The organism is Acidovorax sp., assembly GCF_034519795.1.
Lineage (GTDB): Bacteria > Pseudomonadota > Gammaproteobacteria > Burkholderiales > Burkholderiaceae_C > Acidovorax.
In genome coordinates this window covers 104,760-122,087 of sequence record NZ_JAXHOB010000007.1, presented here as the reverse complement: position 1 = coordinate 122,087, position 17,328 = coordinate 104,760, and the positions used below count along the sequence as shown (strand labels likewise).

At 65.6% G+C, this 17,328-nt stretch carries 18 protein-coding genes; 3 read left to right on the top strand and 15 right to left on the bottom strand.

What is annotated here, in order from left to right:
- Nucleotides 1-17 precede the first annotated feature (17 nt).
- Nucleotides 18-785, top strand: a complete 768-nt coding sequence (locus U5N23_RS06775; protein ID WP_322592041.1) for a coniferyl-alcohol dehydrogenase — start codon at nt 18-20, stop codon at nt 783-785.
- A gap of 14 nt (nt 786-799) precedes the next feature.
- A complete protein-coding gene (locus tag U5N23_RS06770) occupies nt 800-1,714 on the top strand; it encodes an alpha/beta hydrolase (protein ID WP_322592040.1) in 915 nt (304 codons plus the stop codon).
- Between the two features lie 96 nt (nt 1,715-1,810).
- On the opposite strand, the gene U5N23_RS06765 is transcribed toward U5N23_RS06770, so the two are convergent.
- The 4 genes from U5N23_RS06765 to U5N23_RS06750 are packed head-to-tail and all read right to left on the bottom strand — an operon-like array spanning nt 1,811 to nt 7,442.
- Nucleotides 1,811-3,451, bottom strand: a complete 1,641-nt coding sequence (locus tag U5N23_RS06765) for a dipeptide ABC transporter ATP-binding protein (protein ID WP_322592039.1) — start codon at nt 3,449-3,451, stop codon at nt 1,811-1,813.
- On the bottom strand, nt 3,448-4,542 hold the full coding sequence (locus U5N23_RS06760) for an ABC transporter permease (protein WP_322592038.1): 1,095 nt from the start codon (nt 4,540-4,542) through the stop codon (nt 3,448-3,450). Before U5N23_RS06760 ends, U5N23_RS06765 begins: the two co-directional genes overlap by 4 nt.
- Before the next feature lie 4 nt (nt 4,543-4,546).
- The gene (locus U5N23_RS06755; protein WP_322592037.1) at nt 4,547-5,581 is read right to left on the bottom strand and encodes a microcin C ABC transporter permease YejB; all 1,035 of its coding nucleotides are present in this window, start codon (nt 5,579-5,581) and stop codon (nt 4,547-4,549) included.
- Nucleotides 5,582-5,630: 49 nt separating this feature from the next.
- Entirely contained in the window at nt 5,631-7,442 is a 1,812-nt protein-coding gene (locus tag U5N23_RS06750) for an extracellular solute-binding protein (RefSeq protein ID WP_322592036.1), read from the bottom strand.
- Between the two features lie 131 nt (nt 7,443-7,573).
- Here U5N23_RS06750 and fabI point away from each other — a divergent pair, with 131 nt between their 5' ends.
- Nucleotides 7,574-8,365, top strand: coding sequence for an enoyl-ACP reductase FabI (gene fabI / locus U5N23_RS06745; RefSeq protein ID WP_322592035.1), 792 nt, complete (start codon nt 7,574-7,576; stop codon nt 8,363-8,365).
- An 814-nt stretch (nt 8,366-9,179) separates the two neighbouring features.
- Here the strand turns inward: fabI and U5N23_RS06740 are convergent.
- The 11 genes from U5N23_RS06740 to U5N23_RS06690 form a co-directional block, all read right to left on the bottom strand.
- Complete coding sequence (locus U5N23_RS06740; protein WP_322592034.1) at nt 9,180-9,845, bottom strand: methionine ABC transporter permease; 666 nt, start codon at nt 9,843-9,845, stop codon at nt 9,180-9,182.
- A gap of 14 nt (nt 9,846-9,859) precedes the next feature.
- Nucleotides 9,860-10,915 carry a methionine ABC transporter ATP-binding protein gene (locus tag U5N23_RS06735; protein ID WP_322592033.1) on the bottom strand — a complete coding sequence of 352 codons (1,056 nt, stop codon included), beginning with the start codon at nt 10,913-10,915 and terminating at the stop codon, nt 9,860-9,862.
- A gap of 154 nt (nt 10,916-11,069) precedes the next feature.
- Complete coding sequence (locus U5N23_RS06730; RefSeq protein WP_322592346.1) at nt 11,070-11,639, bottom strand: GGDEF domain-containing protein; 570 nt, start codon at nt 11,637-11,639, stop codon at nt 11,070-11,072.
- Nucleotides 11,640-11,702: 63 nt separating this feature from the next.
- Nucleotides 11,703-12,608, bottom strand: coding sequence for a hypothetical protein (locus U5N23_RS06725; protein ID WP_322592032.1), 906 nt, complete (start codon nt 12,606-12,608; stop codon nt 11,703-11,705).
- A gap of 10 nt (nt 12,609-12,618) precedes the next feature.
- Nucleotides 12,619-13,413, bottom strand: a complete 795-nt coding sequence (locus U5N23_RS06720; RefSeq protein WP_322592031.1) for a DNA adenine methylase — start codon at nt 13,411-13,413, stop codon at nt 12,619-12,621.
- Nucleotides 13,361-13,567 carry a Com family DNA-binding transcriptional regulator gene (locus U5N23_RS06715; protein ID WP_322592030.1) on the bottom strand — a complete coding sequence of 69 codons (207 nt, stop codon included), beginning with the start codon at nt 13,565-13,567 and terminating at the stop codon, nt 13,361-13,363. Before U5N23_RS06715 ends, U5N23_RS06720 begins: the two co-directional genes overlap by 53 nt.
- A 149-nt stretch (nt 13,568-13,716) precedes the next feature.
- Nucleotides 13,717-14,286, bottom strand: a complete 570-nt coding sequence (locus U5N23_RS06710; RefSeq protein ID WP_322592029.1) for a hypothetical protein — start codon at nt 14,284-14,286, stop codon at nt 13,717-13,719.
- On the bottom strand, nt 14,286-14,750 hold the full coding sequence (locus U5N23_RS06705) for a hypothetical protein (RefSeq protein WP_322592028.1): 465 nt from the start codon (nt 14,748-14,750) through the stop codon (nt 14,286-14,288). Before U5N23_RS06705 ends, U5N23_RS06710 begins: the two co-directional genes overlap by 1 nt.
- Nucleotides 14,751-14,824: 74 nt before the next feature.
- Nucleotides 14,825-16,432, bottom strand: coding sequence for a hypothetical protein (locus U5N23_RS06700; protein WP_322592027.1), 1,608 nt, complete (start codon nt 16,430-16,432; stop codon nt 14,825-14,827).
- A 5-nt stretch (nt 16,433-16,437) separates the two neighbouring features.
- A complete protein-coding gene (locus tag U5N23_RS06695) occupies nt 16,438-16,746 on the bottom strand; it encodes a hypothetical protein (RefSeq protein WP_322592026.1) in 309 nt (102 codons plus the stop codon).
- 5 nt (nt 16,747-16,751) lie between these two features.
- Nucleotides 16,752-17,327: a hypothetical protein gene (locus U5N23_RS06690; protein ID WP_322592025.1), complete on the bottom strand. Its 576-nt coding sequence runs from the start codon at nt 17,325-17,327 to the stop codon at nt 16,752-16,754.
- Between the last annotated feature and the right edge of the window lies 1 nt (nt 17,328).

The window sequence follows — 17,328 nt, the reverse complement described above, 5'->3', positions numbered from 1 at the left end:
CCACAGGAGACAAATACATGGCATTGCACAACAAGACCATCGTCGTCACGGGTTGCTGCTCGGGCATTGGCGCCGACTTCGCCAAGCTGGCGCGCCAGCAGGGCGCCCGCGTGATCGGCGTGGACCGCAACGCCCCCACGCTCACCCTGGACGGCTTCATCCAGGTGGACCTGGGCGACCCCGCTGCCATCGACACCGCCGTGGCGCAACTGCCCGCCCAGGTGGACGCGCTGGCCAACATTGCCGGTGTGCCCGGCACCGCGCCCGCCGAGCTGGTGGGCCGGGTGAACTACCTGGGACTGCGCCACTTCACCCAGCGCGTGCTCGAACGCATGCCTGTCGGCAGCTCCATCGTCAACATCGCATCCATCCTGGGCGCTGAGTGGCCCGCACGGCTGGAACTGCACCGCGCTCTGGGCGCTACCGCCAGTTTCGAGGCTGGCGCGCAGTGGCTCGCCAGCCACCCGGTGCCCCAGGAGACCTGCTACCAGTATTTCAAGGAGGCGCTGATCGTCTGGAGCACCACCCAGTCGCAGAAGATCTTCATGCAGCGCGGCGTACGCATGAACTGCGTGGCCCCGGGCCCGGTGTTCACCCCCATCCTGGGCGACTTCGTGCAGATGCTGGGCGCCGAGCGCGTGGAAAAGGACGCGCACCGCATGAAGCGCCCGGCCTTCAGCGACGAGGTGGCGCCCGTGATCGCCTTCCTGTGCAGCGACGCGGCGCGCTGGGTCAGTGGCATCAACCTGCCTGTGGATGGCGGGCTGGCTTCGACTTATATCTGAACGGGGGATAGCCCATGTCCGCACAACAGCTTGAGGCCATCCTGCAGATGGCAGCCCAGAACCCACCACCAGCACAGGCCAGCCCCGCGCAGCTGCGCGCCTGGTTTGATGCCAGCAACTCGCAGATGCCCCCGGCGCAGGGGCTTTCCATAGAGACCCTGCGCATACCCAATGCGGTGGGCGGCACCATGGCGGCAGAGTTGCTCAGCACGCCGCAAGCCGACCCGCGCAAGCTCATCATCTACTACCACGCAGGGGGCTTCGTGTTCGGATCGCTGGCCTCGCACCGGGCGCTGTGCTCGTACCTGGCACAGTTCAGCGGCGCGCAGGTGCTCAACGTGGACTACCGGCTGGCCCCGGAACACCCGGTACCTGCAGCCCACGACGATGCCCTGGCGGCCTACCAGTGGGCGCTGGCCAACGGCTACACCGCGTCGGCCATTGCGCTGGCGGGCGACTCCGCGGGCGGCAACCTGGCCTTGTCCACCGCAGTGCGCGCCCGCAACCAGGGGCTGGCCCTGCCGGCGGCCATCGCGGCCTTGTCACCGGCGCTGGACCTGGCTTCGGACGGCGAGTCCCACCGCACGGTGGATGACCCGTTCATCACCCGCGAGCTCATGGGATTTTTCAATGCCATGTATGTGCCCGGTGGCGATGTGCGCGCACCCACCGTCACGCCGTTCTACAGCGCCGAGCTGCAGGGCCTGCCGCCGGTGCAACTGCAGGTGGGTGGCCGGGAGAGGCTGCGCGACGACGCCGTGACCATGGCCGGGCGCCTGAAGGCGGCGGACGTGGAGGTCGAATGCAGCGTGTGGGACGGCATGGTGCATTGCTGGCAGCTGTTTGCGCCCGTGCTCGATGAAGCGATGGCATCGCTGGAGCAGGCCGGGCGCTTCATGGCCGCACGCCAGCGCACCGCCCCTGCCTGACACAGGCACAGCCCCCGGCAGGACGTGGGCGGCTACCTGGCCCGACAATGGAGCGACGACAAGCTGGGTGGCGTGGCGCTGGCGGGCTCGCGAACCTCAGTCCAACCCGGCGGACTCCACCAGCCGCTGCGTATAGGGGTGCTGCGGCGCGTCGAGCACCTGGTCCACAGGGCCGCTTTCGAGCACGTTGCCGTCCTTCATCACCAGCACCTCGTGCGCCATGGCGCGTATCACCTGCACATCGTGGGTGATGAGCAGGTAGCTCAGGCCCTTTTCCTTCTGCAGGCGCTGCAGCAGTTTGAGCACCTGCTGCTGGATGGTGACGTCGAGGGCACTGGTGGGTTCATCGAGCACCAGCAATTGCGGCTGCACGATGAGGGCGCGCGCAATGGCCAAGCGCTGGCGCTGGCCGCCCGAGAATTCATGGGGGTAGCGCGCCAGCAGACCGGGAAACTGCGCCTCGGTCAGGCCCACCTCTGCCAGGGCCGCCTCCACGCGCGTGCGCCGCTCGGCCACGCTGAGCGTGGGCTCGTGCACACGCATGCCCTCGCCCACGATCTCTTCCACCGTCAGGCGTGGCGACAGCGACGAGAACGGGTCCTGGAACACCACCTGCACCTTGCGGCGCAGTTGCTGGTTGGCCGGTGAATTGCGCATGGCCGGCGCCTGCCAGCCCTGCCCCGCCACCTGCAGTGTTCCGCCAAAAGGCAGCAGCCCCAGGATGGCCTGGGCCAGGGTGGACTTGCCCGAGCCCGATTCACCCACCACGCCGAGCGTGCGGCCCGGCGGCAGCGCCAGGCTGGCGCCCTGCACGGCCACGAACTCGCCCTTCTTGAACCAGCCGCGCAGGCCGGGCAGCGGCGTGGGGTAGACCACGCGCAGGTCGCTGGCCTGCAGCACGGGCGGCGTGCCAGGCGCGGGCGCGGCCTCGGTCACGTCGCGCTGGGGTTGGCTTTGCATCAGCTTGCGGGTGTAGGCATGCTGCGGGGCGCCGAACACCTCGGCCACGGCGCCCTGCTCCACCAGCACGCCCTGCTCCATCACGGCTACGCGGTCGGCAAAGCGGCGCACCAGGTTCAGGTCATGCGTGATGAGCAGCACGGCCATGCCGGTCTGGCGCTGCAGGTCGGACAACAGGTCCAGGATCTGGCCCCGCAAGGTCACATCAAGCGCGGTGGTGGGCTCGTCGGCCAGCAGCAACTGCGGCTCGCTGGCCAGGGCCATGGCGATCATGGCGCGCTGGCGCTGCCCGCCCGAAAGCTGGTGCGGGAAGGAGTTGGCCCGGCGCGCGGGCTCGGGAATGCCGGTCTTGGCCAGCAGTTCGATGGCCGCCTGCGCGCACTGCGCGCCCGTGAGGCCCTTCTTGAGCTGCAGGATCTCGGCGATCTGCTGGCCCACGGTCATCAGCGGGTTCAGCGCCGTCATGGGCTCCTGGAACACCATGGCGATCTCGCCGCCGCGCACGCCGCGCATCTCGCGCTCGCTCAGGGCCAGCAGGTCGCGCCCACGCAGCAGGGCCTGGCCGCTGACCCGGGCATCCCCGGCCAGGCGCAGCAGGCTGAGCGCGGTGATGGTCTTGCCCGAGCCGGACTCACCGACCAGGGCCAGCTTTTCGCCGGGGGCGATGCTGAAGCTGGCGCCGCTCACGACTTCCTTGGTGCCGAAGTGCACATGGAGATCCCGCACATCGAGCAAAGGGCCCGAAGCTGCCGTGCCTGGATGGGATGCGGTGCTCACTTGTCGGCCTTTCGCGGGTCCAGGGCGTCGCGCAGCGCATCGCCCATGAAGGTCAGCAGCAGCAGGGTGATCACCAGCACGGCAAAGGTGCTCAGCGAGATCCACCAGGCGTCGATGTTGTTCTTGCCCTGGCTCAGCAGCTCGCCCAGGCTGGGGGTGCCCGGGGGTACGCCCAGGCCGAGGAAGTCGAGCGCCGTGAGCGAGAGGATGGCGGCGCTCATGCGAAACGGCAGGAAGGTGACCACCGGCGTCAGACTGTTGGGCAGGATGTGGCGCCAGATGATCTGTGCGTTGCTGACGCCGAGGGCGCGCGCGGCCTTCACGTAGTCGAGCTGGCGGTTGCGCAGGAATTCGGCCCGCACATAGTCCGACAGGCCCATCCATCCAAAAAGGGACAGCAGGATGAGCAGCAAGGAGATGCTGGGTGCAAACAGCGCACTGAAGATGATGAGCAGGTACAGCTCGGGCATGGAGCCCCAGATCTCGATGAAGCGCTGGAAGGCCAGGTCCGTCTTGCCGCCGAAGAAGCCCTGGATCGCGCCGGTGAGGATGCCCAGCACCGTGCCGATGAAGGTCAGCGCCAGACCGAACAGCACGCTCACGCGAAAGCCGTAGAGCAGTTGGGCCAGCATGTCGCGCCCCCGGTCATCGGTGCCCAGCCAGTTGTCGCGTGTGGGGGCCGAGGGGTTGGGCTCCTTGGCGAAGTAGTTGAGGGTGCTGGGACCGTAGGTGTTGAGGGTGTAGAGGGCCCAGTTGCTCCCCGCGCTCAGCCGTTCCTGGATAAAAGGGTCCAGGTAGTCCGTCGGGGTCTCGAAGTCGCCGCCGAAGGTCTTTTCGGGGTAGGTCTGGAGCATGGGGAAGTAGGTCTGCCCCTCGTAGCGCACGATGAGCGGCCGGTCGTTGCTGACCACCTCGGCGGCCAGGCTGATGACCACCAGCACACTGAAGATGACCATGCTCCAGAAGCCCAGGCGGTTGCGCTTGAAGCGCAGCCAGGCCCGGCGCGAGGGAGAAAGGGACACGGGGGCGGCGGAGGCCGCAGGCGTGGCAGCAGCGGTGCTGATGGAAGGACTTGCAGAGGGCGCGTTCATGCGGTCAGTCAAACTTCACGCGGGGGTCAACCCACACATAGCAAAGGTCGCTGATGAGCTTGGTGATCAGGCCGATCAGGGTGAAGAGGTACAGCGTGCCCAGCACCACGGGATAGTCGCGGCGGATCACGCTCTCGTAGCCGAGCAGGCCCAGGCCGTCGAGCGAGAACAGGGTTTCGATGAGCAGGGAACCCGCGAAGAAGGCACCGATGAAAGCCGCTGGAAAGCCGGTGATGATGGGGATCAGGGCATTGCGGAACACGTGCTTCCACAGCACCTGCCGCTCCGACAATCCCTTGGCCCGCGCCGTCAGCACGTACTGCTTGCGGATCTCTTCGAGGAAGGCGTTCTTGGTGAGCATGGCCGTCACGGCAAAACTGCCAGCCACCATGGCCGTCACCGGCAGCGTGATGTGCCACAGGTAGTCCACGATGCGCGCCCCCCAGCTCAGTTGCTCCCAGTTGGAGGACACCAGCCCGCGCAGCGGGAACCACTGCAGTTGACCGCCGAAGATGACCAGCAGTGCCACCCCGAGCACGAAGCCCGGTATGGCATAGCCCACGAGGATGAGCAGCGTGGTCACCAGGTCGAAGCGCGAGCCCGCACGCACCGCCTTGGCCACCCCCAGCGGCACGGCCACCAGGTAGCTGATGAAGAAGGTCCACAGCCCCAGGCTGATGGATACGGGCAGCTTCTCCTTCACGAGCTCCCACACGTTCTTGTTCTGGAAGAAGCTCTTGCCCAGGTCGAAGCGCGCGAACTGTCCCAGCATGGTGAAGAAACGCTCGTGCGCGGGCTTGTCGAAGCCGTAGAGCGCCTTGATCTGCTCCACCCGCTTGGGGTCCACGCCCTGGTCACCACGGTAGACCATGCCGCCACCCTCCGCTCCCCGCCCCTTGCCCGCCGCGGCACGGGCCTCGGCCATGTACTGCTCCACCGGGCCGCCCGGCACAAACTGGATCACCGCGAAGGTCAGAAGCAGCACGCCCAGCAGGGTGGGCAGCATGAGCAGCAGGCGTTTGGCGATGTAGGCAAGCATGGCGTGTGGCTAGGCTCCAGTGGTCAGGGCTGCATCGGGGGCTGGGCCGTCATGGCTTGATGCTCCACCAGGAGAACATCAGCCATTCCTCGGCCTTGGCATACGGGGGCATGGGCTCCTTGTAGGCCAGGCGCTGCTGGTTGTAGACCACACGGTGCGACGAGAGCGTCCACTGCGGGATCAGGTAGTGGCTGTGCATGATCACACGGTCCAGCGCGCGGCAGGCGGGCAGCAGCTGGGCCTTGCTGTTGGCGCGCGTGAGTGCGGTCACGATGGCATCCACGGCCGGACTCTTCACGCCTGAATGGTTGCTGGCGCCCTCCACATCGGCGCGCTTGCTGCCGAAGTATTCCTGCATCTCCTGCCCAGGGTTGTAGGTGCCCTGGTAGTTCAAGGTGATCATGTCGAAGTCGAACTTGTCCATGCGCTGCTGGTACAGCGCGAAATCCGCCGCCGTGAAGCGCAGGGTGATGCCCAGCTTCTCCAGGTTGCGCATCCACGGCGCCAGGCCACGGGCTCCGCCCTCGCGGCTGTCCAGATACTCGATCACCATGGCATCGCCCTTGGCGTTGCGCAGGGCACCGTCGCGGTAGGTCCAGCCGGCATCGGCCAGCAGTTGGCGCGCGCGGCGCAGGTTCTCGCGCAGCGAATGGCCTTCGCCCTCGGTCACGGGCGGCTGGTACATGGGGCCGAACACGGCATCGGGGATCTTGCCGCGCCAGGGCTCCAGCAGCTGGAGCTCTTCGGGTCCGGGGGTGCCGGTGGCCTGGCAGTCGGTGTTGCCGAACAGGTCGGTCACGCGCGGGTAGCCACCGTAGAACATCTGCCGGTTCATCCACTCGTAGTCGATGGCCAGGCCCAGCGCCTCGCGTACGCGCGGGTCGCTCAGCATGGGCCGGCGGGTGTTGAGCACATAGCTCTGGAAGCCCGCTGGCAGGCGGTGCTTCATGTCCTTCTTGACCAGCACGCCCTGCTTGAACAGCTTGCCGTTGATGCGGCGCGCCCAGTCGCCTGCCGAGTACACGGTCATGAAGTCGAACTCTCCCGCCTTCACGGCTTCCAGCCGGGCGGTGTTGTCCTTGTAGATCTTGACGGTGATGTTGTCGAAGTTGAACGCACCCTTGTTCACGTTCAGGTTGCGGCCCCAGTAATTGGGGTCGCGGGTGTAGGTGACGTCGCGGCCGAAGGCCACCGGACCGATGCGGTACGGGCCACTGCCGATGGGGATGTCGGTCACGATCTCATCGAAGGGCTTGGCCTTGCCGTCCGCCTGGCGGCCCCAGGCGCGGCTGAAGATAGGCAGGCTGCCCACCGTGAGCGGCAGTTCGCGGTTGGGCAGCTTGAAGCGAAAGCGCACGGTGCGCTTGTCGATCACGTCCACGCCGGCCACTTCCTGCAGCAGGGTGGCATAACCCGGCGAGGCCTGGGGGCTGATCAGCATCTCGTAGGTGTGTTTGACGTCCGCCGCCTCCACCGCGCTGCCATCGTGAAAGCGTGCCTCGGCCCTCAGGCGGAACGTCACGCTCAGGCGGTCGGGCGCCACGTCCACGTCCTCGGCCAGCAGGCCGTAGCCCGAAGCGGTCTCGTCCATGGAGCCCGTGAGCAGTGTCTCGAACAGCAGGTCCGACAGGTAGGCCGGCGGCGACCCCTTCATGGTGAAGGGGTTGTACTTGTCAAACGTGGAGTAGCGCAGGTTGCTCACCATGCGCAACTCTCCCCCCTTTGGTGCATCGGGGTTCACGTAGTCGAAGTGGGCAAAGCCGGGCGGGTACTTGAGGTCACCCCACAGCGCATAGCCATGCGCAGCCCAGGCCGGTGCCGTGCAACAACCCATCAGCAAAAAAGTGAGCCAAAACCGCATGCGACAATTCTGCACTACGTTCGGCCGGCTCTGCAGCGGATGGCGCATATCCATACGCGGTGATCGCCCCCGGCCCTTCATCGCCATTTTTACCATTCATTTCCCCCCAAAATTCCACAGGAGAACGAACCATGGGTTTTCTGACCGGCAAGAAACTGCTCATCACGGGCGTGCTGTCCAACCGCTCCATCGCCTATGGCATCGCCAAGGCCTGCCATGCCCAAGGCGCAGAGCTTGCCTTCAGCTACGTGGGCGACCGCTTCAAGGAGCGCATCACCGACTTCGCCGCCGAGTTCGACTCCAAGCTCATTTTTGACTGCGACGTGGGCAGCGACGAGCAGATCGACCGCATGTTCGCCGACCTGGCCCAGGTGTGGCCGAAGTTCGACGGCTTCGTGCACAGCATCGGCTTCGCTCCGCGCGAGGCGATTGCCGGTGATTTTCTGGAAGGCCTGTCGCGCGAATCGTTCCGCATTGCGCACGACATCAGCGCCTACAGCTTTCCGGCCATGGCCAAGTCGGCCCTGCCCTACCTCAACGAAAAGTCGTCGCTGATCACGCTGAGCTACCTGGGCGCACTGCGCACCATCCCCAACTACAACACCATGGGCCTGGCCAAGGCCAGCCTGGAAGCCAGCGTGCGCTATCTGGCCGAAGCGCTCGGCCCCAAGGGCATGCGTGTGAACGGAATCAGCGCCGGGCCGATCAAGACGCTGGCTGCGAGCGGGATCAAGGACTTCGGCAAGCTGCTGTCGATGGTGGCGGATTCTTCTCCATTGCGCCGCAATGTGACGATTGAGGACGTGGGGAATGTGGCGGCGTTTTTGCTGTCGGATCTGGCCGGGGGGATGACGGCCGAGATCACGTATGTGGATGGTGGGTTCAGCCAGACGGCTGGGGTTAGCCGGGATACCGTGGGCTGATTTTCTTGGTTGTCTTGAAGCTTCGCGGCTCTTTGGCTGTGGGTGCTTCTGTTTTTCTTTGAGGGCGGAGGCCGGGTCTCGGCCCGGCGGCCGAGGTACCTTTCTTTGCGTCGCCAAAGAAACGTACCCCAAAGAAAGGCGACCCCGCTGCCCGTGTCCCCCATCGCCCTATCGGGCGTTGGGGGCAGCCTGCGATGCTCGGACCTGGGGTGACGCCGAAGAACTCCCTGCGCTGCCTCTGCGAGGCAGCTCCGGTCAAACAGCTTCGGCGAGCCAGATGACGATGCGCGTGTCCTTCGGCACGCGCTCACCCCAGGCCCTGCGCTTCTCGGCACGGTCAGAAGGGGGTGGGAGCGGGCTCCACTCGGGCCATTGCTTCGCTCGGCCTGGGCAGAGCCATCGCGCCCGAGCCGTCGGCAGCGCGCATCGCGCGCGCAACCGACACCCGGCGTAGCTGCGAAGCAGCGAAGCAGCAGCCGTATTTGACCCCGCTCCCCACCCCTGCTGGCTGCGCCGAGAAGCGCAGGGGCTGGGGTGGGTGCGTGTGCCGAAGGACACACGCACTTCGTGCTCTAGCTTGCCGATGCTGTCTGAGCGGAGTTCGAAGAACGCAGCGAGTTCATCGGCACCACCCCAGATCCGAGCATCGCAGGCTGCCCCCATTCGCCCGACAGGGCGAATGGGGGACGCAGACTGGGGGTCGCCTTCTCTTTGGTGACTTTCTCTTGGCGACCAAGAGAAAGTTACTGCGCCGCCGGGCGCACATCCCGGCCTCCGCCCTAAAACCAGGCAAAGAGCAACCACAGCCAACAAATCAACGATGGCTCAGCCTACGCACAGCCCAGTCCCCGAGACTCTGCACCGCCTGCACAAAAAAGATCAACACCAGCACCACCGCCAACATGATCTCCGGCAGAAACCGCTGGTACCCATAGCGAATCCCCAGATCCCCCAACCCACCACCACCAATGGCCCCGGCCATGGCCGAGTACCCGGTCAGGCTCACGAAGGTGATGGTCAAGCCAGCAACGATGCCAGGCAGAGCCTCCGGCAACAGCACCTTCCAGACGACCTGGCTGGTCGTCGCCCCCATGGCCTGGGCCGCCTCAACCAGCCCATGGTCCACCTCGCGCAACGCAGCCTCCACCAGGCGCGCGACGAAGGGCGCAGCGGCAATGGTCAAAGGCACCACGGCCGCCGCCGTGCCGATGGACGAGCCCGTGATGAAGCGCGTGAACGGGATGATGGCCACCAGCAAAATGATGAACGGCGTGGAGCGCACGGCATTCACCAGCCAGCCCACGAGCTTGTTCACGGGGCTGTTCTCCAGCACGCCGCCCTGGTCGGTGAGGCGCAGGAAGACGCCCAGCGGCACACCCAGCAGGCCGCCGACGAGACCGGAGATGCCCACCATGATGAGCGTCTCCCAGAGCGACGAGGCGAAGAGCTCCAGCATGGCGGGAGTGAAATGGTCAAACATGGCTTCTTGCCTCTTCAGGTTTCAATGGTGACTTCTTCGACCGCGACGCCGCCGGCGCGCAGGTGCTCCACAGCGCCGCGCAGGCGCGCGGGCTCGCCGCTGGCGTAGACGGCCAGCGAGCCGAACGTCTCGTCCTGGATCTCGTCGACCTGGCCGTGCAGGATGCTCATGTCCACGCCGAACTCGCGAATCAGCTGCGACAGGATGGGCTGGTAGGCGCTGTCACCCGAGTACGACAGGCGCAGCAGCCGGCCGGTGTGGCCGGGCGCGGTGGTGGCCAACTGGCCGGTGAGCTTGCGCACGTGGTCGAGCACGCTGGCGGGCAGCTCCTGCGGCAGTATCTCGTCGATCAGGCTCTTGGTGATGGCCTGCTGCGGGCGGGTAAAGACCTCCAGCACCCGGCCCTGCTCCACGATGCGGCCGGCCTCGATCACGGCCACGCGGTCGGCCACCTGCTTGATGACCTGCATCTGGTGGGTAATGAGCACCACCGTGAGGCCCAGCTCGCGGTTCACCTGGCGCAGCAGGTCGAGGATGGCGCGCGTGGTCTCGGGGTCCAGCGCCGAGGTGGCCTCGTCCGAGAGCAGCACCTTGGGGCGGCTGGCCAGGGCACGCGCAATGCCCACGCGCTGCTTTTGCCCGCCACTGATCTGTGCCGGGTAGCGGTTGGCCAGGGCCGACAGGCCCACCAGCTCCAGCAGCGGGTTCACGCGCTCGCGGATGGCGGCCTTGTCCATACCCGCCAGCTCCAGTGGCAGCGCGGCGTTGTCGAACACCGTGCGCGAGGACAGCAGGTTGAAATGCTGGAACACCATGCCGATGTCACGGCGCGCCTCGCGCAGCTGCGCGTCACCGAGCTTGGTGAGGTCACGCCCGTTGACGATGACCTCGCCTTCCGTGGGTCGGTTGAGCAGGTTGATGACCCGCACCAGCGAGCTCTTGCCGGCACCGCTCTTGCCGATGATGCCGAAGACCTCGCCCGGGTTGATGTGCAGGTCGATGCCCCGAAGGGCTTCCACCGGGCCTTGTGGGCCCGGGTAAATCTGGGTGATACCCCGTAAGTCGATCATGAAACGCAAAGGGCCGCCGTACGCCTGTGGCGCCGGTTCGGCCCTGGATGAAAAGGATAAGGGAATGTACTATTGCAACATAAAGAAACCAACGATCAATAAATCAAGTAATAAGACATCAAAGTTATTTGGAAGCATCGCCCCCGCGCGCGCACTACGGCACGGCGGTCGCAGCGGGCAGGGATTCGTCGCCGCTGATCACCACCCGATTGCGGCCCGATTGCTTGGCAAGGTAGAGCGCCGCGTCCGCGGCTGAAAGCAAGGCATCCAGCGCCACCGGCACATCGGGCCCATGCGCCACCCCGATGCTGACCGTGAAGGCCAACGGCGTGCCATCCTCCAGCACGGTGGCATGCGCGGCACAGGCGTCGCAGATGCGCTGGGCCACTGCCCGGGCCACCGCAGCGGAGACGTCGGGCAGCAGCACCGCGAATTCTTCACCCCCCAAGCGGCCCAGCACGTCGGTGTCACGCAGGCAGCGGTTGACCAGTTGTGCAAAATCCGCCAGCACCAGATCACCAGCCGCATGCCCGTACACGTCGTTGACCCTCTTGAAGTGGTCGATATCGAGCATCAGCGCTGAAAATGCCCGCTGGCGGCCTGCCGTGGCGCGGAACAGCGCTTCGGCCTGATCGATGAAACCCGCCCGGTTGAGCACCCCGGTCAGGCGGTCGTGCGTAGCAGCTGAAGCGGGGCGCGAAAACTTGCGCCTAGCCCCTGCGATAAATTCTCAGGTACTCCGTTTCAACGGTCGTAAATAAATTTCATCCGTAGGGCGCGATAACAACTAGGCTCCCTCCGACTCCGTCACGATGAAGAGTCGATCATCTGCGGCGTCTAACTCTCTTTCCACTGCGGCTCTCGTGGGGTTTCCATCACTGTCCTTGTGCCACGTCGCATTCGGCTGAGGACCTGTGTTGATGAGTGTCTTGAGCACGTCAGCATCCTTTCCCAAGATGCGCATGACCCGAACTGAGCAATTCCATTCAACTGCGCATGACCACATCGTCTGGCACGGCGAATGGCGAATGATTAAGCGGAAGTAGCCTTTGGCCGTACCCACGGCTGCGATGAGCGGCCATTCCGCCGTGGTGTCCATGAACCACTTGGATCGTTGATCACCCCAGTTGCTTCTTGGGAAGTAGCCGGCGTTGTAGTGGTGTCGATGGGGGAAAAAGCCGCCGAGTTTCGAATGCTCACTGTAATGCGCCTCGAAGAAGAACGCGTCAAAGTGCATCTGCGCAAGTTTGTACGCACGATCTTCGTCGACCTGAGGCGGTGCTATGAAGCCGAAGGTAAAGGTGGCGCCGCCGAATTGCCCCTTAAGCTCGACTCTCTCCTCGCTCTTCGCGACCGAGCGTCCCGTCCTGCGACTCCCAGATCCGTGGGCCTTTCTTGCTACCTCAGAGGCAAGCATCGCCTCGACCTCAGGCGGCCTGCTTGCACTGCGCGGGATCATTGAGATCACCGAGATGTCGTCTTCAAGCTGGCTCTTTATGTCATTGCAGACCTTGCACGCATTGAGAATCAAATTGAACTGGTTCTCCATGGTGCCCTTGGGAACAAACTTGCGCCCGACAACATGTTCTTCGTTGATCACGGTGCCGGCGTCGAACTTGCGTCCACAGTAAGGGCAGTTCACGTTCCATAGTCGGACAGGACGGTTTTTAGGGTATGTAAGGTATTTGGTCATGCGTCACCTTCTAAAACAGCCCGGCCGGCTCGGCCTGGCGGTCCCAACTGTATATGACCAACTCGCCGCGCTCCACCCTATTGGCGCCGCCGCCAACGGTGTAGTCGATGCGCAGTTCCTCCATGTCGTAGGCGGCGAAGCACTGGCGGATGGCTGGGTGGTCGTTGATGCTGATGACGGCCTTGCCCTTGATCTCCTTGAGCCTGGCCGCCATCAGCTCGTACTGCTCCCAGGGGAATGGCACGCCATAGCCCTCGGTCTCCCAGTACGGGGGGTCGAGGTAGAACAGGGTGTGGGGGCGGTCGTAGCGGTCGACGCAGGCGGCCCAGTCGAGCTGCTCGATGTAGACGCCGTTGGCCAAGCGAAGGTGGGCGGCTGAGAGGTTCTCCTCGATGCGCAGCAGGTTGATGCTGGGGGCCGTGGTGGCGGTGCCCCAGGTCTGGCCGGCGACGCGGCCGCCGAAGGATTGCTGCTGCAGGTAAAAGAACCTGGCGGCGCGCTGCACGTCGGTGAGGGTCTCGGGGCGGGTCTCCTGCATCCACTTGAAGATCTGGCGGCTCGACAGCGCCCATTTGAACTGGCGGACGAACTCCTCCAGGTGGTGGGTGACCACGCGGTAGAGGTTGACCAGGTCGCCGTTGACGTCGTTGAGCACTTCGACCTCGGCGGGGTGGCGGGTGAAGAACACGGCCGCGCCGCCCGCGAAGACCTCGACGTAGCAGCTGTGGGCGGGAAAGCGGCTGAGCAGCAGCTCAGCCAGGCGGCGCTTGCCGCCGATCCAGGGAATGATGGGACTGGGGGCCATGAGAGGGTCCGTTGGGCGCTCTGCGGCGCTCGGGTGGGGGGCTCATGGCCCTCAGGGTGTTGACGGCCCCGCAACGGGGGCATTTGATGGTGAGGACGGTGTATTCGCCCTCGCCGAGCTTTTTGCGGCAGGCGCCACATCGAATTTCAGTCATTGCAAGCCGGTTTCTCTGGTTGAAACTTCCGATAGACTCGCCGCACTCTGATCAGGGTGGCGGGTCTTGCCGGGCTTGCAGGTCTACTCTGCGGGTTCGGGGCTCGGGCTGGTGTTAGCGCACCAGCACGGGTCGCCCGTCTTTTTTCTTCAGTAGGCCGCCTCCTCTCCTGCGGCCGCGAGCCACAGCAGCGAGCGGAAGTAGCGGTCCTCGGCTGCGACGATCTGGTGCAGCGTGCATGGGTCCACGCGGCGGCCTTCGAGCTGGCCGCCCGCCTCGGTGCAGAACTCGGAGCATGTGTCGCGCGAGGCCTTGTGCCGGAAGAACCAGGCCACGAAACCCAGGATCAGCTGCCAGTCGTACAGGGCGCCCTCCCGGCGCTTGAAATGGACAGCGGCCGCCAGGGGGTCGCGGCGGTACTTCACCAGGTCCCAGTGGGCCGGGTCCAGCTTGATGCGCTTGAGGCGCACGCCACCTCGGCGGCCAGGCCGGCGCGGAGACGTCGCTGGCAGGCGCTCCCAGGCCACGCTGCTGGCACACCACAGGGCGCCCGAAGCGTCGGGCTCACAGGTGCCATCGGGCATCAGGTGGTCGACACCATCGCCTGGCTCAAACACCACCTCGTTGTGGCTGTAAATGCCGTCCAGGCGCCAGCGAATCAGGCGGTTGGCGATGCCCTGCATGCCCGGGCGGATGGCTTTGTACGAGGCCAACAGCATCACGCACCTCCTATGCCCAACTGGGCGCGTACAGCGGCAACGAAGCCCGCCCAGGTCGCTTCAATGGCCTTGAGCGAAGCAGATCCCAGCGCGTTGCGCGCTTGCTCCTTACGCAGCAGCCGTTGCGTACGCAAGGTCTCCTGCGCTGTGCGCCAAGCGGCTGATACGGCCAGGATGTCATCCGCAGCCACCTGCGCCACCCAGCCCTTTGCCGCTGCATGGCTCTGCACCATGGGCGGCACCGGGCCCGTGTAGCCCGCATCCGCATAGGCCCGGCCCTCGGCTTCGGCGCGCTCGTACTCGGCCTGGCGCCGGCCCATCACTTGATCGTAGATGCGGTCCACGTCCGCGTCGATCCGCGCCACCAGCTCGGCCGAAGCCTCGGGCAGGTTTTCATAGGTGAGCAACTTGCCAGGGTCGGCATACAGGGTGCTCTGTGCCTGCCAGCCTGCGCGGTCGGGCATGTACCGGATGGGCTCCGTGCCGGAGAACACTACAGCCCCGTCTGCGTCTTTAAGCGTCCACATGTGCGCCCCCCTCACCCGGCCAGGCCGGCCAGCACCGCCGTGGAGCCGTACACATTGCCCTTGGTCCCTGCCGGCGCTGCAGAGCGGCGGTCGAACGCCTCGGCCGCAAAGCTCTGGTTGATCGCAAACTTGCCCGCCGTGGACAGCCGCACAGGCGCCCCGGCCGCCGCAGCAGCACTGGCCACGCCGATCACCGATGCGGCGGTCACGGAGGCCACTCCCTGAACGTAGTACAGCGAGGTGGACCGACCAGCATACCCAACCACCACCACCCCGCTGTCCAGCAGCTCGGCCCATACTTGGCCCACGCTGTTGCTGGCGTTGTTGATCGCGGTCAACTGCGTGCTCTCCAGTACCAACGACCCGTCCAGCGAGCGCACGTAGACTGCGCTAGTGGTGTTCAGGGTTTGGGCAAACACCACCGTAGCAGGCCCAGTACCGGGCCGGTCAAACAGCCGAGCGTGCAGCCCGCCCGTGCCGCTGTTGCCGGTCCGGACCAACAACCCCGTGTTGTCGTACTGGAGCATGGGGCTGGAGTTGTTGGAGCAAAAATAGAAGCCTCCCGCACTGCGAGCGCACAGACTTGCCTGGCCATGGTTCCCGCTGGTCACGCTGGGCAGCACCGTCACGGTGTTCAGCAGGTTGAGCGATGCATCGTAGATTTTGATCGACACCTGGGTCAGCACTGCCGGGTTGTTGGTCACGATGTTGCCGTTGCTCAGCTCGATGAGCTTGTGCTCGACGGCACCTTCAAACGCTTCGGCGCTGGTGCCGCCCTCGATCAGCCCGGCCCCCGACGTGACAGACACCAGGGCGCCCTGCAGCACGCCGGCCGCGTTGTAGCGACCCAGCTTGATGCCCTGGGTCGCGGCGGTACGTGCATAGCGCACGACGAAGCCGCCTGCCGCCAGCGCAAGAATACTGAAGTAGTTCGGCGTAGAACCAGCCTCCACCACCACCTCAGCGCCCTGCAGCACACCCGCCGCGCTGTAACGCTTGAATGCGGCGTTGCTCCCGCCGCTGTATGCCACCACCACCTCCCCGCTGGCCAGGGTGGTCAGGTTCCAATCCGTTCCCGCCGCCGCCGATGCAACGGTGCCGATGGCAAACGCCGCCGTGACCACCGCCCCGGTGGTCTTGTTGAGGACCGCGCCGTACAGTGAGGTTCCCTCGTTCCAGACGGCCATCACGTTGTCGGCGCCGGCCTTGGTCAGCCGCGCGTTGTTGACCGATGCTGACGTGGTCAAGGTGGACTTGAATTTGAGCGCGGCATTGGTGCCATACAGCGCAAAGGTGATGTTGGTGTTGGCGTTAGACCCATTGCCCGTGTACACCGTCGCCCAGCCGCCATCGGGCGTCGGCACGATGTTGCGCAGGCATAGGCCGTAGGCGCTTCCCGTGGTGCCGTACACGCCGGTATCGACATAGTTGTAGCCGCGCAGCGAGGTGGCGCCAGCCGCCGTGTTTTGCTGGGCAATGGTGTAGTCGGCCATCATCGTGCGCGCCAGTCCGTTGGTGGCCTCCAGCTTGACCAGGTCGCCGGCAGCGATGGCGGCGGCGGCAATCAGCGACAGCGGCTGGTCCGGCGCGTCGGGGGTGTTTGTAGCGATACGTCCCATGGTGATCAGTCCTCAAATCCGAAGGCAACTGCAGACACGCCCGCCGCGTTCGCGCGGGCAACCAGGTGCTGGCCCGGCCCGACCACGATGGCCGAGCGCTCCAGCACCGCATTGGGGCCAAGGTAGTAGTCGTACTCCAGCCACTCGGCGGCCGTGGGCGCCGCAGCGGCTGCGAGCGCCACGCGCACCAGGGCGCCATTGGCAGTGCGGTTGCACAGGCTCAGCGTCACCGTGCCCGCGACCCCGGTGGGGTTGTAGATCGTGGTGTTGGCATTGGCGGCGAGATCGGCCGCGCCTAGTTTTCCGATGGCCATGGGTCTCAAGCTCCTGCGAAGTAAAAGAGCCGCTTGCGCGGGGTGTTGTCGGGTGGGCCGCTCAGGGCCAAGGTCCAGCTGCTGTACGTGCCGGCGCCGCGCGAGCTGAGAACCAGCATCTGGGCTGCGCCGCTGGGTTTGTCGTAGGCCAGCAGCACGCCGTGCATCACGTTGTCAGCGTGGGCCAAGGTGACATAGGACCCAGCCACAAAGTCTTTGCCCGTCTCGATCTCGAAGCCGGGCTCTGAGCCCTCGCCCTCAATGGTCAACAGCGTGGTGCTGGTTGCCGAGGTGCCCGGGGCGTTGATGGCGGTCAGAGCATGTGCCAGAGCCTGGTCGCGCGCGGCCAAGGTCACCTCGGCCGCCGGCACCGCCACCTGGGCGGCCAGGTAGGCCGCCTGGGCGTTGTGGTGGACGTTGGCATTGGCGGCGTTCTGCAGGGGCACCTGGGCCACCACCTCGGCCACGTGCGCGTCGGCGCGTTCGGCGAAGTTCACCGGGTTGGTGAGGCTCGGGGGCGTGGAGAACGCCGGCAACGCCGTGGGAGCGACGGGGGCGATCAGGTCGGAGAGTCCGGGCATG

Excerpts from the sequence above, each read along its gene's own strand:
- U5N23_RS06715 (WP_322592030.1), bottom strand. The coding sequence starts at position 13,567 with ATGACTGAAATTCGATGTGGCGCCTGCCGCAAAAAGCTCGGCGAGGGC.
- U5N23_RS06700 (WP_322592027.1), bottom strand. The coding sequence starts at position 16,432 with ATGGGACGTATCGCTACAAACACCCCCGACGCGCCGGACCAGCCGCTG.
- U5N23_RS06735 (WP_322592033.1), bottom strand. The coding sequence starts at position 10,915 with ATGATCGACTTACGGGGTATCACCCAGATTTACCCGGGCCCACAAGGC.
- U5N23_RS06740 (WP_322592034.1), bottom strand. The coding sequence starts at position 9,845 with ATGTTTGACCATTTCACTCCCGCCATGCTGGAGCTCTTCGCCTCGTCG.
- U5N23_RS06750 (WP_322592036.1), bottom strand. The coding sequence starts at position 7,442 with ATGCGGTTTTGGCTCACTTTTTTGCTGATGGGTTGTTGCACGGCACCG.
- U5N23_RS06695 (WP_322592026.1), bottom strand. The coding sequence starts at position 16,746 with ATGGCCATCGGAAAACTAGGCGCGGCCGATCTCGCCGCCAATGCCAAC.
- U5N23_RS06705 (WP_322592028.1), bottom strand. The coding sequence starts at position 14,750 with ATGCCCGACCGCGCAGGCTGGCAGGCACAGAGCACCCTGTATGCCGAC.
- U5N23_RS06710 (WP_322592029.1), bottom strand. The coding sequence starts at position 14,286 with ATGCTGTTGGCCTCGTACAAAGCCATCCGCCCGGGCATGCAGGGCATC.
- U5N23_RS06770 (WP_322592040.1), top strand. The coding sequence starts at position 800 with ATGTCCGCACAACAGCTTGAGGCCATCCTGCAGATGGCAGCCCAGAAC.
- U5N23_RS06690 (WP_322592025.1), bottom strand. The coding sequence starts at position 17,327 with ATGCCCGGACTCTCCGACCTGATCGCCCCCGTCGCTCCCACGGCGTTG.
- U5N23_RS06775 (WP_322592041.1), top strand. The coding sequence starts at position 18 with ATGGCATTGCACAACAAGACCATCGTCGTCACGGGTTGCTGCTCGGGC.
- U5N23_RS06725 (WP_322592032.1), bottom strand. The coding sequence starts at position 12,608 with ATGACCAAATACCTTACATACCCTAAAAACCGTCCTGTCCGACTATGG.
- fabI (WP_322592035.1), top strand. The coding sequence starts at position 7,574 with ATGGGTTTTCTGACCGGCAAGAAACTGCTCATCACGGGCGTGCTGTCC.
- U5N23_RS06760 (WP_322592038.1), bottom strand. The coding sequence starts at position 4,542 with ATGAACGCGCCCTCTGCAAGTCCTTCCATCAGCACCGCTGCTGCCACG.
- U5N23_RS06720 (WP_322592031.1), bottom strand. The coding sequence starts at position 13,413 with ATGGCCCCCAGTCCCATCATTCCCTGGATCGGCGGCAAGCGCCGCCTG.
- U5N23_RS06755 (WP_322592037.1), bottom strand. The coding sequence starts at position 5,581 with ATGCTTGCCTACATCGCCAAACGCCTGCTGCTCATGCTGCCCACCCTG.